Origin of the sequence: Corallincola luteus, assembly GCF_004336975.1 — a bacterium.
GTDB lineage: Bacteria > Pseudomonadota > Gammaproteobacteria > Enterobacterales > Neiellaceae > Corallincola > Corallincola holothuriorum.
In genome coordinates this window covers 393,836-406,498 of record NZ_SJXE01000001.1, presented here as the reverse complement: position 1 = coordinate 406,498, position 12,663 = coordinate 393,836, and the positions used below count along the sequence as shown (strand labels likewise).

The 12,663-nt window shown below is 49.0% G+C and carries 17 protein-coding genes; 9 read left to right on the top strand and 8 right to left on the bottom strand.

The window, feature by feature from the left end; genetic code table 11:
* Positions 1-5: 5 nt before the first annotated feature.
* Together EZV61_RS01860 and EZV61_RS01855 are read right to left on the bottom strand one after the other, a co-directional pair.
* The gene (locus EZV61_RS01860) at positions 6-992 is read right to left on the bottom strand and encodes a DUF2333 family protein (protein WP_131414137.1); all 987 of its coding nucleotides are present in this window, start codon (positions 990-992) and stop codon (positions 6-8) included.
* 14 nt (positions 993-1,006) lie between these two features.
* Positions 1,007-1,465, bottom strand: coding sequence for a copper chaperone PCu(A)C (locus EZV61_RS01855; RefSeq protein ID WP_130566301.1), 459 nt, complete (start codon positions 1,463-1,465; stop codon positions 1,007-1,009).
* Between the two features lie 83 nt (positions 1,466-1,548).
* Here EZV61_RS01855 and EZV61_RS01850 point away from each other — a divergent pair, with 83 nt between their 5' ends.
* Entirely contained in the window at positions 1,549-2,304 is a 756-nt protein-coding gene (locus EZV61_RS01850) for an enoyl-CoA hydratase-related protein (protein ID WP_131414136.1), read from the top strand.
* Here EZV61_RS01850 and EZV61_RS01845 read toward each other — a convergent pair.
* The 4 genes from EZV61_RS01845 to dusA all read right to left on the bottom strand — a co-directional run bounded on the left by EZV61_RS01845 (position 2,270) and on the right by dusA (position 4,989).
* Positions 2,270-2,476 carry a PspC domain-containing protein gene (locus EZV61_RS01845; protein WP_131414135.1) on the bottom strand — a complete coding sequence of 69 codons (207 nt, stop codon included), beginning with the start codon at positions 2,474-2,476 and terminating at the stop codon, positions 2,270-2,272. The two genes, EZV61_RS01850 and EZV61_RS01845, sit on opposite strands and share 35 nt — an antisense overlap.
* Before the next feature lie 127 nt (positions 2,477-2,603).
* A complete protein-coding gene (locus EZV61_RS01840) occupies positions 2,604-2,855 on the bottom strand; it encodes a hypothetical protein (protein ID WP_114337013.1) in 252 nt (83 codons plus the stop codon).
* 628 nt (positions 2,856-3,483) lie between these two features.
* A complete protein-coding gene (locus tag EZV61_RS01835) occupies positions 3,484-3,774 on the bottom strand; it encodes a hypothetical protein (RefSeq protein ID WP_130566297.1) in 291 nt (96 codons plus the stop codon).
* A 228-nt stretch (positions 3,775-4,002) separates the two neighbouring features.
* Positions 4,003-4,989, bottom strand: a complete 987-nt coding sequence (gene dusA / locus EZV61_RS01830; RefSeq protein ID WP_267896990.1) for a tRNA dihydrouridine(20/20a) synthase DusA — start codon at positions 4,987-4,989, stop codon at positions 4,003-4,005.
* A gap of 285 nt (positions 4,990-5,274) precedes the next feature.
* Between dusA and EZV61_RS01825 the strand changes: the two genes are divergently transcribed.
* The 6 genes from EZV61_RS01825 (at position 5,275) to EZV61_RS01800 (ending at position 9,733) form a co-directional block, all read left to right on the top strand.
* Complete coding sequence (locus EZV61_RS01825) at positions 5,275-5,658, top strand: DUF3718 domain-containing protein (RefSeq protein ID WP_131414134.1); 384 nt, start codon at positions 5,275-5,277, stop codon at positions 5,656-5,658.
* A 235-nt stretch (positions 5,659-5,893) separates the two neighbouring features.
* Positions 5,894-6,358 (top strand): chemotaxis protein CheX, encoded by a 465-nt coding sequence (locus tag EZV61_RS01820; protein ID WP_114337009.1) that lies wholly within the window; start codon positions 5,894-5,896, stop codon positions 6,356-6,358.
* Positions 6,359-6,360: 2 nt separating this feature from the next.
* Positions 6,361-6,783 (top strand): secondary thiamine-phosphate synthase enzyme YjbQ, encoded by a 423-nt coding sequence (locus EZV61_RS01815; protein WP_131414133.1) that lies wholly within the window; start codon positions 6,361-6,363, stop codon positions 6,781-6,783.
* Positions 6,784-6,852: 69 nt separating this feature from the next.
* Positions 6,853-7,620 (top strand): type 1 glutamine amidotransferase, encoded by a 768-nt coding sequence (locus tag EZV61_RS01810; protein WP_131414132.1) that lies wholly within the window; start codon positions 6,853-6,855, stop codon positions 7,618-7,620.
* Complete coding sequence (locus tag EZV61_RS01805; protein ID WP_131414131.1) at positions 7,620-8,597, top strand: M61 family metallopeptidase; 978 nt, start codon at positions 7,620-7,622, stop codon at positions 8,595-8,597. The genes EZV61_RS01810 and EZV61_RS01805 overlap by 1 nt, the downstream gene beginning before the upstream one ends.
* A 101-nt stretch (positions 8,598-8,698) precedes the next feature.
* Complete coding sequence (locus tag EZV61_RS01800) at positions 8,699-9,733, top strand: acyltransferase family protein (RefSeq protein ID WP_114337005.1); 1,035 nt, start codon at positions 8,699-8,701, stop codon at positions 9,731-9,733.
* A gap of 53 nt (positions 9,734-9,786) precedes the next feature.
* On the opposite strand, the gene EZV61_RS01795 is transcribed toward EZV61_RS01800, so the two are convergent.
* Positions 9,787-10,137 carry a putative quinol monooxygenase gene (locus EZV61_RS01795; RefSeq protein ID WP_114337004.1) on the bottom strand — a complete coding sequence of 117 codons (351 nt, stop codon included), beginning with the start codon at positions 10,135-10,137 and terminating at the stop codon, positions 9,787-9,789.
* Between the two features lie 178 nt (positions 10,138-10,315).
* Between EZV61_RS01795 and EZV61_RS01790 the strand changes: the two genes are divergently transcribed.
* Positions 10,316-10,846 carry a GNAT family N-acetyltransferase gene (locus EZV61_RS01790; protein WP_131414130.1) on the top strand — a complete coding sequence of 177 codons (531 nt, stop codon included), beginning with the start codon at positions 10,316-10,318 and terminating at the stop codon, positions 10,844-10,846.
* On the top strand, positions 10,846-11,082 hold the full coding sequence (locus tag EZV61_RS01785; protein ID WP_130566291.1) for a DUF2164 domain-containing protein: 237 nt from the start codon (positions 10,846-10,848) through the stop codon (positions 11,080-11,082). Before EZV61_RS01790 ends, EZV61_RS01785 begins: the two co-directional genes overlap by 1 nt.
* Before the next feature lie 168 nt (positions 11,083-11,250).
* Here the strand turns inward: EZV61_RS01785 and sstT are convergent, their stop codons facing one another.
* A complete protein-coding gene (sstT, locus tag EZV61_RS01780; RefSeq protein ID WP_131414129.1) occupies positions 11,251-12,471 on the bottom strand; it encodes a serine/threonine transporter SstT in 1,221 nt (406 codons plus the stop codon).
* Between the last annotated feature and the right edge of the window lie 192 nt (positions 12,472-12,663).

The following is a 12,663-nucleotide window of genomic DNA, read 5'->3' as shown; positions in this document are numbered from 1 at the left end:
TGTGCCTACCCCTGCGAAAGCAGTCTGTTTAAGTCAATCACGGCGGCATTTGCGCGGGAAATATAGTTCGCCATCACTAAAGAATGGTTAGCTACCACGCCAAATCCGCCGCCATTGAGGATAATAGGGCTCCAGACGGTATCTTGGGTACCCTCTAGTTCACGAATTATCTGTTTTAGGCTCACGGTTGCGTTCTTTTTCGCCAAAACGTCGGCGAAATCAACTTCTGCGGCATATAAAAACTGCAGCAATGCCCAACAAGCCCCTCGAGACTCATAGAACACGTCATCAATTTTCCACCAGCTGGTCTTGATCTGTTGGTAGTCAGGGATCGCTGTCGCACTCTTGGCATCAGGTTGGCCAGCAAGATCAATATTTAACCGTTCCCGTCCAACAGATGCTGAAAGCTGTTGTGACATGCTACCTAGACGTTTCTGCACCTCCTGTAACCACGCCTGCAGATTATCTGCCCGGGTATAGAACTGGGCACTGTAGTCGGCTGGATCGGCCAAGCGGCTACGGTAGCGATAAAGTGCTTCTATCCCTTTACGATATTCACCCTCGGCGCTGGGGAAGGCCCAACGGGTATGGTCAGTATTAAACTGCGGCTGAGCCACGGTCAGGTCCTGATCTTCCTGAGACTGAGTCTGTGAGCGACTGAAGTCACGACGCATCACCAATGCTAAGTCTCGGATCTGCTCCAATACACCGAACTCCCAAGCAGGCATATTATCCATCAACACAGAGGGAGGCATCACATCATTGGCCAGATAGCCACCACTCTTGTCGAGCATGGTTTCACTGACAGCAATCAGTGCTGTCGTTGTGGTATAGCCAACCACAGGCTTTTCTGCAGCGGCCTCGGCATCGATGGTCACCCGCTCGGAGAGATCAATACTCCCCGGCTCAACGCTCCAATACACCGCAATGGCGTAATTAACGATGAGAAAAATAAAAACTACAGGCCAGATCCAACGCTTAAAACTCGTCATTGGTGAAACTCCCCTCAATGATGCTCATGGTGGTGATGTTGTTCGCGGAGATCTCTCACCTCGGCCATCACTGTTATTTTTGTATCATCAGCAAATATAAGTGTTATCGGGATCTGCTGGCCCACTTGCGGTGAGTTTTTAATATCAAACAACATGATATGTAACCCCCCCGGTTGCAAAGTTACTTTCGATTTCGCCGGCACTTCAATCGAGTCAACCTGGCGCATCTTCATCACCCCATCTTCACTCAAATGATTGTGCAACTCTGCACGCGCTGCGATCTCTGTTTCCGCCCCCAGCAAAACGACTGATTCGGACATCGGATTCTCGATCACCAGGAATGCGGCGCTGTTCGGAACCCCGGGCGGTAGCGCCCTGATGTACGGCTTAACAATATTTGGCTGTGCTGCCACGGCGAGATTAAAAATCATGCTGCTTAGCACGATAATCACTGAAACAAAGGGTCGTATCACAATTCAGCTCCCTGCAGTTGAGGTTGTCTCATTTTAGCCTAATCTGGTTAGACCACTGTAACCCATTATAGATAAACGTGATCATGTCTAAACATATTACACAACAAGTCACTAAGGGTGTTCTCATCCTGACAATAAATAGGCCTGAAAAACGTAACGCGCTGACTCAGGATATGTATCAGGCGTTAACCGATGGCTTGGAACAAGCCAGCAAACACGATGATGTCAGAGCCGTACTTATCCAGGGAAGCAGCAGCTGTTTCACTGCCGGTAATGACTTAAAGGATTTCCAGTCGATCGATCAACCACCAGAAAAGCTGCCCGTGGTACAGTTTCTGCGTTGCCTATTAGATTTTGACAAGCCATTGATTGCGGCAGCCGCTGGCGCAGCGGTAGGCATTGGTACCACGTTACTGCTGCATTGCGATCTGGTTTATGCTGCGGAAGATACGCGCTTTCAATTACCCTTTACCCATCTTGGCTTGGTACCCGAAGCAGGTTCCAGTTTGCTGTTACCACAATTAGTTGGCTACCCTCGTGCTGCAGAGCTGCTCCTGTTAGGCGACGCGTTCGATGCCAAAACCGCCAAACAGATGGGTATGATCAATCAGGTTCTGACGAACAAAGAGCTGCTCCCTTTTGCCAAGCAACAAGCACAGCGAATTGCCGCTCTTCCTACTGAAGCCATTGACGCCAGCCGTAAGCTGCTCCGCCAGCCCCGTCGTAAAGCGCTGCGCCGTACACTGGAAGCTGAACTCACCTGCTTCTTTAACGCGTTAAGCAGTAAAGAGAGTAAACGAGCGATTAAAGCCGCTTTGAAGCGTGTGAGTGGGGATTAGCCCAACGCATCGCAGCGTACGCCGCAATATAAACGCTCCCTGCCAAAAATGGATTGGCGGCAAACAGTAGTACCGCCAGTCCTCGCATCACCCACACCGGACGCTGATATTTATCAGCCAACGCAGAAAACAGACCAAACACCCAACCATCATTTTGCTTAACCATGTTCATCGACGACTCCCAATGCAAAGATATCCGCTATCTAGATTCACCAGCCTGCCAACTGAAACACTACAAGTGTCAGGACAAGTCCCAGCAGCGGCAGCATCATCATTAAAAACAGAGGCAGAAACATGGCTTATTCTCCGCGCGCTAAACTAGCGAGATCTTCTGGCAACAATGAAGCCAGTGACGCCGCTAACGATTCCGCTATCTGCACCTGCAGCTCTGCCACGACCTGCTCGGTTTGAGCGACCACTTGTGCTTCCAGCGATTGCTCAACCACAGGTTGCAGCGCATCAGTGTCGATCTCATTAGCGCTGACGCTCATGCTGCTAACCAGTAACGCCGAACCTACGAAAAGTGTTTTAGTGATGTTTGAAATAGTCATGTCAGTTCCTTTGGTGTTTAGTATCAGTAAAATTCGCTTTGATACTTAATGACTATTCAACCTACGTGCCAACTTCAAAAATTATTTTTTAAACCATTAAAATCAATGACTTAAATTAAAACATGGATATTTACAACGCTCCTGCGACCGGCCGACAACATTGGAAAAAAACTAATTATTGGTTAATTTAGCCAACTCTATTTTGACAAAATTATTCACGCTCGCTTTAAAGCGAAGATGGCAAATAGAACGCTAAGTTGAAGATAGTTCGACGCAACCGAGGCAGAGGTGGCCAACAAGGCTACGAGCGTTAAACAAAGAGTGAGCGCAAGCAAACCGAAGCACACACAGCGAAGCAGCAGTCCTCGCCAAGCCAGAATGCAAAAAGAATACGGTAGGTTTAGCTAAGCAACTGAAACACACTCATGATAGGTGGGTGATAAAAGAGGGAGAATAATCAATAAGGGAATGATACTGCGTGAATCGCTCTATTCCGTCGCGGAACAGTCATCATTCACATTCAATCCCTTTAAACTTACGTAGCCTTGCGGCACTGATACTGAGATACGTCATGGTCTGGTATCCATCTGGCTTACATCAACATCTATAAATAGCCACATAGAGAAACCTAGCGACCCGCGATTAGCACAGACTCATCTGGGTTTTGCGCTTCTCGCTCCGCCAAATCAGCTTGGTTCGCAATCGCAATGTCAGCAGGTGCCAACTCAGCCATAGATGCAGCGACAAGTGCAGCCGCTGACTGTTGTAACTCATCACCCAACTCAACAACCACACGCTGGGTTTGTTCGGCAACTTGTACAGCAAGGTAGTCGGTCACATCGTTGCTGGTATCAGCCTGAGCGGAGAAACCAGTAAATACCAGAGTGATAGCGGCGGCAGTGTTAAGTATGTTCATCATCGTCTTCCTGAAAATTGATTAAGTGACGAACTAACTGTTTCAATTGCCGTGCCAGATCAAAGAAATAAAATTATCTCTTTAAATATCAGCACCTTAAAGTGGACCATGAAAGAAAAAATAACAAGAGAAAAAAGTGAAATGGTGAAATTAACCAGCGATATAGTTAATCTCACCATGTAGTTGGTAAATATGAGTAGGTGATCAACTGAGTGCTCTGCTAGTTAAAGGCTAATCACAATTGACCTGTTGTAACGCCGCCTCAACCACTTCAACACCAGAGCCTGGTTTATGAGCATTTTCGCTCAAATAGCGCCGCCAACGACGGGCACCCGGCATTCCCTGAAATATCCCCAGCATATGTCGACTGATATGGTTGAGATAGCCGCCCCCATCCAGATGAGCCTGAATATAGGGGTACATGGCTTCCACCACCTCTCGCCTGGTTCTTGCTGGTGCGCTATCACCGAACAATAGGCGGTCGACCTCTGCCATCATATATGGATTCTGATACGCCTCTCGCCCCACCATTACGCCATCCACATGCTGCAGATGCTGCTGACACTCATCGAGAGTCTTGATACCGCCATTGATGACGATCTCTAACTCAGGATAGTCACGCTTTAGCTGGTAGACCCGTGGATAATCCAGTGGCGGGATCTCGCGATTCTCTTTGGGACTCAACCCTTGTAACCATGCTTTGCGCGCATGAATGGTAAAGCTGTCACAACCGGCACTTTTCACGGTATCAATCAACTGGGTCAGAAATTCATAGCTGTCCTGCTCATCAATACCGATGCGCGTTTTTACCGTGATCGGCAAATCAGACGCTGCACGCATCTGTTCCACACATTGGGCGACCAACGCTGGCTCCGCCATCAAGCAGGCACCAAAGCGACCATTTTGCACGCGATCCGAGGGGCAGCCAACATTCAGGTTCACCTCATCATAGCCCCGCTCCGCCGCCAGTTTAGCGCACTTAGCGAGCGCTTCCGGATCACTCCCTCCCAGCTGCAACGCTATGGGATGCTCAGACTCATTAAATGCCAGAAAATCACCGCGTCCATGCAGGATGGCCCCCGTGGTTACCATCTCGGTGTAAAGCAGCGTGTTATTGCTGATCAAGCGCATAAAGTGGCGACAATGGCGATCGGTCCAATCCAGCATCGGGGCAACGGAGAACTTACGAGAGAATGGCTTACTAAGAGTCACGGGCACTAAAAGATCACAGTTTGGAATAAACCGCCATTGTATCACCCTCCTAACTCAAGACGTAATCAGAGCGAATAAGCGCTACGACCAAGCGCTACGACCAAGCGCTACGACCAAGCGCTACGACCAAGCGCTTCTGACACACCAGCACAGGATGTGGAATCATTAGTTGACGGTCAGAAGTCGCAAAAAGCGGTTATAAAAAGTTCATATCAGCGTCATCAAATTGATCTATGTCACCTATTTGTTAGTGTAAACACTCTAATGAATAGGTGTTATTAGGAAGAACAGATGATTCAGGGTCGTATTTCAGCCATTTTATTAGCCATCACTTGTCTATTGCTCTCCAGTAAGGCGATCGCTCTCGATATCAAGGCAGCCGAGAGCTTGTGTCATGCCATTGCCAAAGATGACGCAGTAAAGGTGAAAAAAACGCTGAGAAAGCAAAGGGTGAAGCTCAAACGCATCTACCAAGATGTGATGTGCAATGGCAGGAGCTTGCTAAAGTTTGCCTTAGAACGCAGTGCAAATAAGGCTGGCCAATACTTGGTGGAGCAACTTCCGGATGAGATGCTCAATGATGCTGGGCCAGATGGTTACATGGTGCTGAGTTGGGGTGAGCATAACGGCTATGAAGCCTCACCGATCCTTAAAGCGATCCGCCAACGCATCTAAAACCAGCACAACTGGCAGGGGCGCTTTGTGGCAAATCGGCTACAAAGTGTCCTCTCACCATTATTTTGCTTAGAAATATCTGAAACAAAGCCAACCCAGTGCACATTCTTCCCCGATAAGCTCTTTTCCCGCTATTGCCAAGTTGCGCCAACGCATTTAGCAGATAGAATAAAAGTAACTATCGCCAGCTATTTAGTAGCTTCAGTGAACGCTAAGGAGCAACAAGGCCTCACTTATGAATGTAGAATTTATTAATCCTTTCCTCGAGTCGCTAAATAACGTGCTCGGCACCATGGCATCTCTTGAACTTAAAGCTGGGAAGCCAAGACTTAAAAAAGATGAAAAGGCGCAGGGCGATGTCAGCGGATTAATCGGTATGGTAGGCCCACAAACCAAAGGCTCTCTCTCCATTACCTTTGAGGGCACCCTTGCCTTGGAAATCATGCAGCGGATGTTGGGTGAACGTCCCACCGAAATTAACGAAGAAGTGACCGACATGGTGGGTGAAATTACCAATATGGTCACCGGCGGCGCCAAGAACATTTTGGGTGACAAAGGCTACGACTTCGATATGGCGACCCCTGTCGTGGTTTCAGGCATGGGTCACACCATCAGTCATAAATCCGATGGACCGAAGATCCTGATACCATTCGGCTCAGAATATGGCAATGCCAATATCGAAATCTGCTTCGACAAGTAACCATGTGGCAGCAAATATTAATTAGATTGAAGCCGCGTTGTCGCGGCTTTCATCTAATCAGCGATGAAGTGATTAGCCAACTACCACAACTGCAACAATATCAGATCGGCTTAGCTCATCTGTTTATTCAACACACCTCCGCCTCTCTTACCATCAATGAAAATGCCGATCCCACGGTACGCTCCGATATGGAATCCCACTTCAATCATTTCGTACCAGAGCGAGCCAGTTACTATAAGCATACCTATGAAGGAGATGATGATATGCCAGCCCACATCAAGGCGAGCCTGCTGGGTAGTAGTGTTATGCTGCCCATTCGTCAGGGGCATTTAGCAATGGGCACCTGGCAGGGAATCTATTTAGGTGAACATAGGGATCAAGGTGGTAGTCGCAAAATACTGGTCACGTTACAGGGTTCAAAATGATCGCTCTGGGGAGCAAATAGCGTATCTAGAGGTCAGAGCCTCTAATCACCTTTAAACGTTGGAGAGAAAATGCCCCACCGTGTATCCAATAAACCTCGTGAAGCCCTCAGAGTTTTACTATTGCAGATCCGCAACGACAGCGTCACGCGATTAGAGGAACTCACCAGTTTCGCCACGTTTTGTGGCCTGAACGAGGAACAATTTTCAGTACTTAACGTCTTTGATCAGCCACATTTCGAACCTGAAGTTATCGACAAATTTGACGCAGTATTAGTTGGCGGCTCATCCGACGCCTCTGTTTTAGAGCCTATCGATTACCCATTTGTACCTGATGCAGCGGCACTGCTACGTTACTGTATCGATATCAAGATGCCCACTTTTTGCAGTTGTTTCGGTCATCAGTTGGCCGTAGTCGCACTCGGTGGTGAAGTGATCAGAGATGAAACAGATTACGAAATGGGCACGATACCCATTAGCCTCACCGCCGCCGCGCAAACCGATCCACTCTTTCACGACACAACGAACCCGTTTTATGCCGTGTCAGTGCATAGAGAAAGAGCGCCGGAAATACCAGAGAACTGCACTCTGCTCGCAGAAACCGCCCCTTGCAGTCATAGTTTCAAGGTTAACAACGCGCCGTTCTGGACCACACAATTTCACCCAGAGGTGGATCGTCAGGTGCTTATCGACCGACTCAGTCTCTATGCCCATAAATACACGCAAAACTCGGCTCAACTGCACGCGGTGTTGTCGTCAGCGGTAGAAACCCCTGAATCGAACGCACTACTCCGCAAGTTTATCGATCGCGTGGTTTTGGCTGCGCCGGCTAACGCGTAATGAACGACACCGGCAGAGCGAGCGTCATCGGCAGTCGCATCGGCCGATTACTGGCAGTGGCTATAGTTGGTTTATCTTTTAGTTTTTTCGCTGCAGCAAACAGTCAGCCGATCACGATCCCCGGAGGAACGCTTTCACTGGCGTTAGATCCGGCATTGAGCCCTAGCCAACAAGAAAAGGTGCGACGCTGGCTACAAGAGACAGCGCTTGTCGTCAGTAAGATCTCCGGCCAATTTCCTATTCCCATCGCTCATATTGAAGTTAAAGTAGCCAGCTATGGTCAAGGCCCCGTACCGTGGGGGCAGATAACCCGTGGCACACCGAATGGCATCACCTTTTATGTCAATCCCGAACAGTCCCTACGGCAATTCCAACAAGACTGGACAGGGGTTCACGAATTCAGCCACCTACTGATCCCCTTCCCTGGTAGCGCAGATATCTGGTTATCTGAAGGGCTTGCCAGTTACTACCAGAACATACTTAGAGGCACTCAAGGCATACTGACCGAAGAGCAAGTTTGGCAAGAGATGCACGCTGGATTCTTACGGGGTCAAAAAGATGCGATACAGAAAGATAGACCATTAAGAGAACTCAGTGGCAGCATGTGGTCTACCGGCAGTTACAAACGGGTGTATTGGTCTGGCGCCGCCTACTTTCTTCTGGCAGATGTCAGGCTGCAAAAGCTGGGCAGCCCGCACTCTATGGCATCGGTAATGGCCGGCTTTCAAGCTTGCTGTCGAATGCTGCCACGAGAGTGGAACGGCCCCGAGATGATCCTGCGCTTTGACCAACTCAGCGAAAGCGATGTGTTCAGTACCCTGTATGGCGAGATCATCGACCAAGCAGTGTTTCCCGATCTCACGGAGGCATATACCTGGTTAGGCTTAGACTTGATGGGGGGTCGCTTGGAGCCAGACTCCGCGACTGAGTTCAAACAGCGGCGATTAAAACTGATCTATCCCCACAGAAACCAGTGAAATCCAATAGATTGATGGTGTGGCAATTATCAGCTGTGCTTTAATCTATTCGGTAGGCCTATTCATTCAAGCCAAACAGTTCCAATGAGAGAAGTATTTAGATGTTCCTCAATAGCATTAACCAATTTCGCGGCATGGCTATCCTGTTTATCGTATTTGCCCATGTCTATCGCATGGCGGGGTGGCAGACAGACGGGTTTGTCAATGGCACCCTGTTTAACCTAATGATGAACGGCACCGTGTTTTTCGTGTTTATCTCCGGCTTTCTGTTCCATCATGTTTTCCATCATCGCCGCGGCTTCGCTAAGTATTTTGGCAACAAGTGTAAGTTTGTTCTGCTGCCTTACCTGCTGCTATCTCTGCCGTGGATCACATGGCATCTAACCAGCGCAGCCAGCCCACAGTTCCACCTTGAAGCGGGTATCGATAACCCAGCGCTGGCAGCTAGCTGGTATGTGATCACTGGGCGTACGCTCACCGCATACTGGTATATCCCCATGGGTATGATGCTGTTTGCTTTGTGTCCGGTATTTAAGTGGCTGACCAATAAAGGCTGGGTCATGTACATGGCGATCCCACTGCTGCTGATTGCCGTTTATGTCCATCGCCCTATTGGCAACCTAAATGCACTGCAATCACTGGTCTATTTTATCCCTATCTACCTGATCGGTATCTGGGTCTCTGCCCACCGTGATATCGCTTTCCCGTGGATGGACAAATATTGGTGGTTACTACTGGTTATCGCCGTGTCATTGGCGATGCTCCAAACCTACTTCTTTGAAGCGGGTCCAATGAACAAAGCCCCCTTTGAACCAGGCGCACCTGACTTGATGTTATTGCAAAAATTAGCGCTGGCACTGATGTTTATGGCGTTGTTCAACAAACTAGGCGATCGCCAAATACCGTTGATGCCACAATTGGCGGATACCAGCTTTGCCATCTATTTTATCCATCCATGGATCACCACCCCTTGGTGGATGATTTTTGGCGAGCCGGATCTGTTCGGTATGCAGGAATACGGTAATTGGTTTACCGCGATTATCATGACCCTAGCCATCACCTTGATTAGCATGCTGATCGCGATGGGAATTAAAAAGCTACTGGATAAACGCAGTCGCTATCTAATTGGCTGGTAATAAGAGAATGATTTCAGCGGCTTTGCTAAAACAGCAAGGCCGCTGCTAATAAACTAAGCAAATACTGGCGCGTCATACCCCTCGGGCTCATCGCTGTAAACACAGACGTTGTAATCTTCCACTAACCCGGTTTCGGCAACACACTGCGCCTCAAAAAATTCACTGATCTCTTTACGCTGACAGTGCGCTTCAAAACTGGCGCGGTCCCGCCATATTTCTTGAAACGCAATAGGAAAACTGCTTCCCGTGGCAAATGGGTTTTCAATATGGCGAGTCACCAAATACTGAATACAACCATCTTCTCGCTGGGTGTTGGGCTCTAACGCCTGTAGTACCTTGAATAGTTCATTCAACTTGCCAGGTTTAGGTTTAAACAGCGCGATACAGTAGATCTTGCTCGACATAGCGACGACTCTCCATCATCAATAATTAAAACCAATGAGATAAGCTCAAACAGCCCTGATAGTGGCTTCGCCAACGTATGCAACAAACAGTTACCAGGGAATAAGCAAAACGCTAGTATGTACCAATAAACGGCCTACTGCCGCTATGATCTCGGATGATTTTTCAAAGGAATGCGTAATGCAACAGCTGCAAGTCAACGAACTCACTCCGTACCTGCAGGACTTAGTCGCACTGTTAATTGACTGTGTGGATGACGGTGCATCCATTGGCTTTATCCCTCCCCTTGCCCGCGATGAGGCGTTGCAGTATTGGCAAGCTGTTGAGCAATCTTTGGCAACGCCTGAACGCGCGATGCTAATCGCCTTAGACGACCAACAGCAGCTACTCGGCACAATACAGCTGTCGATGACTGCCAAGCCCAATGGCCACCATCGTGCAGAAGTGGAAAAGCTAATGGTGCATACCCGTGCCAGAGGGCAAGGCATAGGCAAGGCTTTGATCTTGGCAGCAGAACCTCTGGCGGTTAAACATGGCCGCCATCTAATGGTACTCGATACCCGTCTCGGCGATGTCGCTTCAGCGCTGTACCGCCGAGTCGGCTACCAAGAAGCGGGACAGATCCCCGGTTTCGCCCTTAATGGCGAAGGGACTTATGATGCAACCGTGTACTTCTATAAACACTTATCGACCGCTTCTAAGGAGGCCTAATGGCAAAGATCAAGTTGCCTAATGACCAGCGCACTCCACTGCTGGACAAGCTGCAGCGCTATATCGCTGAGGAACTGGATTACGAGTTAGGCCAATTTGAAGCCGAATTCATGCTGGACTTTATCGTCGATAACCTGGGGCCTCATTTCTATAATCAGGGGCTACGGGATGCGCAGGCGGTGGTTGCTGATAGATTGGAATTAGTAACCGAAGCGATTGATGAATTAGAGCAGTAACGGTCTGCAGCAATCGGATTGCCAAGCGCAAAAGAGAGCATACATAGGCATTTATCGCCATCATACAAACAAACGACAACTTAATCGCTGATCACTAACGACTGACAATCTCGTCGCAGAAAAAAGCCGCTCAAATAAGCGGCTTCTGACTAGCGATGCAAGCAGCTTTTACTGTTTCGGCAACTCGGTTTGTCCACAAGCGGCAGCACTAAACACCACATCAGTTGAGCTATTAAGGGCGGTCTCAGCTGAATCCTGTACCACACCAATAATAAAGCCCACCGCAACCACTTGCATGGCCACATCGTTAGAGATACCGAATAAGCTACAGGCCAATGGGATCAGCAGCAGCGACCCTCCTGCCACTCCCGATGCACCACAAGCCGAAACGGCAGCGACAACACTCAGCAACAGCGCTGTTGCGATATCCACTTCAACACCAACAGTGTGTACTGCAGCCAGCGTCAACACGGTGATGGTGATCGCCGCACCCGCCATATTGATGGTCGCTCCCAAGGGAATAGCAACTGAATAGGTATCTTCATGGAGTTTAAGACGCTCACACAATGCCAGATTCACCGGCACGTTGGCCGCCGAACTGCGGGTGAAGAAGGCGGTGACGCCACTTTCCCGTAAACAGAGCAACACCAGCGGATAAGGGTTCTTGCGAGTTCTGACAAACACAATCAATGGATTAACCACTAAAGCGATAAACAACATTGAGCCCAACAGCACGGCGAGTAGCTTGCCGTAGCCCGCCAACGCAACAAAGCCGGTTTCAGCGACGGTTTGCGCCACCAAGCCAAAAATACCGATCGGAGCAAAGCGGATCACCATTCTTACGATCAAAGTGACGCTCTCTGATACATCATGGAACATCTGCTTGGTCGATTTAGAGGCCTTATGCAGCGCTAAACCTAACGCCACACCCCAAGCCAGAATGCCGATAAAGTTACCCGTCATCAGCGCATTAACCGGATTGTCCACCACCTTAAACAGCAAGGTATTGAGTACCTCGCCAATACCGCCCGGCGGTGCCATTGCCGCTTCTGGTGCTGTTAATACCAGCGTCGTGGGGAATAAAAAGCTCATGCTGACAGCCACCAGCGCCGACGCCAAAGTACCGATCACATAGAGCAGGAGAATCGGACGCACATGGGTATGTTCACCTTTCTTCTGATTGGCGATAGAGGACGCCACCAAAATAAATACCAGCACAGGAGCCACCGCTTTTAACGCCGAAACAAATAGCGAGCCCAAAAAAGCAATGCTTTTTGCCGTTGACGGTGACACGCTGGCCAACACGACCCCAGCGATAATCCCGATCAGGATCTGCAAAACCAGACTGCCACTAGTCAGTCGCTTAATAAGTGAGGGCTGAGTTGTCATAAACACCTTGCTGCGGCCAACATGTGGCAACGTAAATTTTCAAGGTGCAGGTTTTAGCAACTCTTAACTAACTGTGTCCAGTGTTAAGGAGTACTAACTTGATCTCCATTCAACCAAGAGTGTAAAGCGGGGCTAGGCGTAACAAGCGCATTACAAAAGCTGCACACGAAATAAACCTGGCATAGGAATGGT

Bases quoted from the DNA above. Each gene is read 5' to 3' on its own strand.
- EZV61_RS01860 (WP_131414137.1), bottom strand. From the start codon at position 992: ATGACGAGTTTTAAGCGTTGGATCTGGCCTGTAGTTTTTATTTTTCTC.
- EZV61_RS01850 (WP_131414136.1), top strand. From the start codon at position 1,549: ATGTCTAAACATATTACACAACAAGTCACTAAGGGTGTTCTCATCCTG.
- EZV61_RS01845 (WP_131414135.1), bottom strand. From the start codon at position 2,476: ATGAACATGGTTAAGCAAAATGATGGTTGGGTGTTTGGTCTGTTTTCT.
- EZV61_RS01840 (WP_114337013.1), bottom strand. From the start codon at position 2,855: ATGACTATTTCAAACATCACTAAAACACTTTTCGTAGGTTCGGCGTTA.
- EZV61_RS01835 (WP_130566297.1), bottom strand. From the start codon at position 3,774: ATGATGAACATACTTAACACTGCCGCCGCTATCACTCTGGTATTTACT.
- EZV61_RS01825 (WP_131414134.1), top strand. From the start codon at position 5,275: ATGATTCAGGGTCGTATTTCAGCCATTTTATTAGCCATCACTTGTCTA.
- EZV61_RS01820 (WP_114337009.1), top strand. From the start codon at position 5,894: ATGAATGTAGAATTTATTAATCCTTTCCTCGAGTCGCTAAATAACGTG.
- EZV61_RS01815 (WP_131414133.1), top strand. From the start codon at position 6,361: ATGTGGCAGCAAATATTAATTAGATTGAAGCCGCGTTGTCGCGGCTTT.
- EZV61_RS01810 (WP_131414132.1), top strand. From the start codon at position 6,853: ATGCCCCACCGTGTATCCAATAAACCTCGTGAAGCCCTCAGAGTTTTA.
- EZV61_RS01805 (WP_131414131.1), top strand. From the start codon at position 7,620: ATGAACGACACCGGCAGAGCGAGCGTCATCGGCAGTCGCATCGGCCGA.
- EZV61_RS01800 (WP_114337005.1), top strand. From the start codon at position 8,699: ATGTTCCTCAATAGCATTAACCAATTTCGCGGCATGGCTATCCTGTTT.
- EZV61_RS01795 (WP_114337004.1), bottom strand. From the start codon at position 10,137: ATGTCGAGCAAGATCTACTGTATCGCGCTGTTTAAACCTAAACCTGGC.
- EZV61_RS01790 (WP_131414130.1), top strand. From the start codon at position 10,316: ATGCAACAGCTGCAAGTCAACGAACTCACTCCGTACCTGCAGGACTTA.
- EZV61_RS01785 (WP_130566291.1), top strand. From the start codon at position 10,846: ATGGCAAAGATCAAGTTGCCTAATGACCAGCGCACTCCACTGCTGGAC.
- sstT (WP_131414129.1), bottom strand. From the start codon at position 12,471: ATGACAACTCAGCCCTCACTTATTAAGCGACTGACTAGTGGCAGTCTG.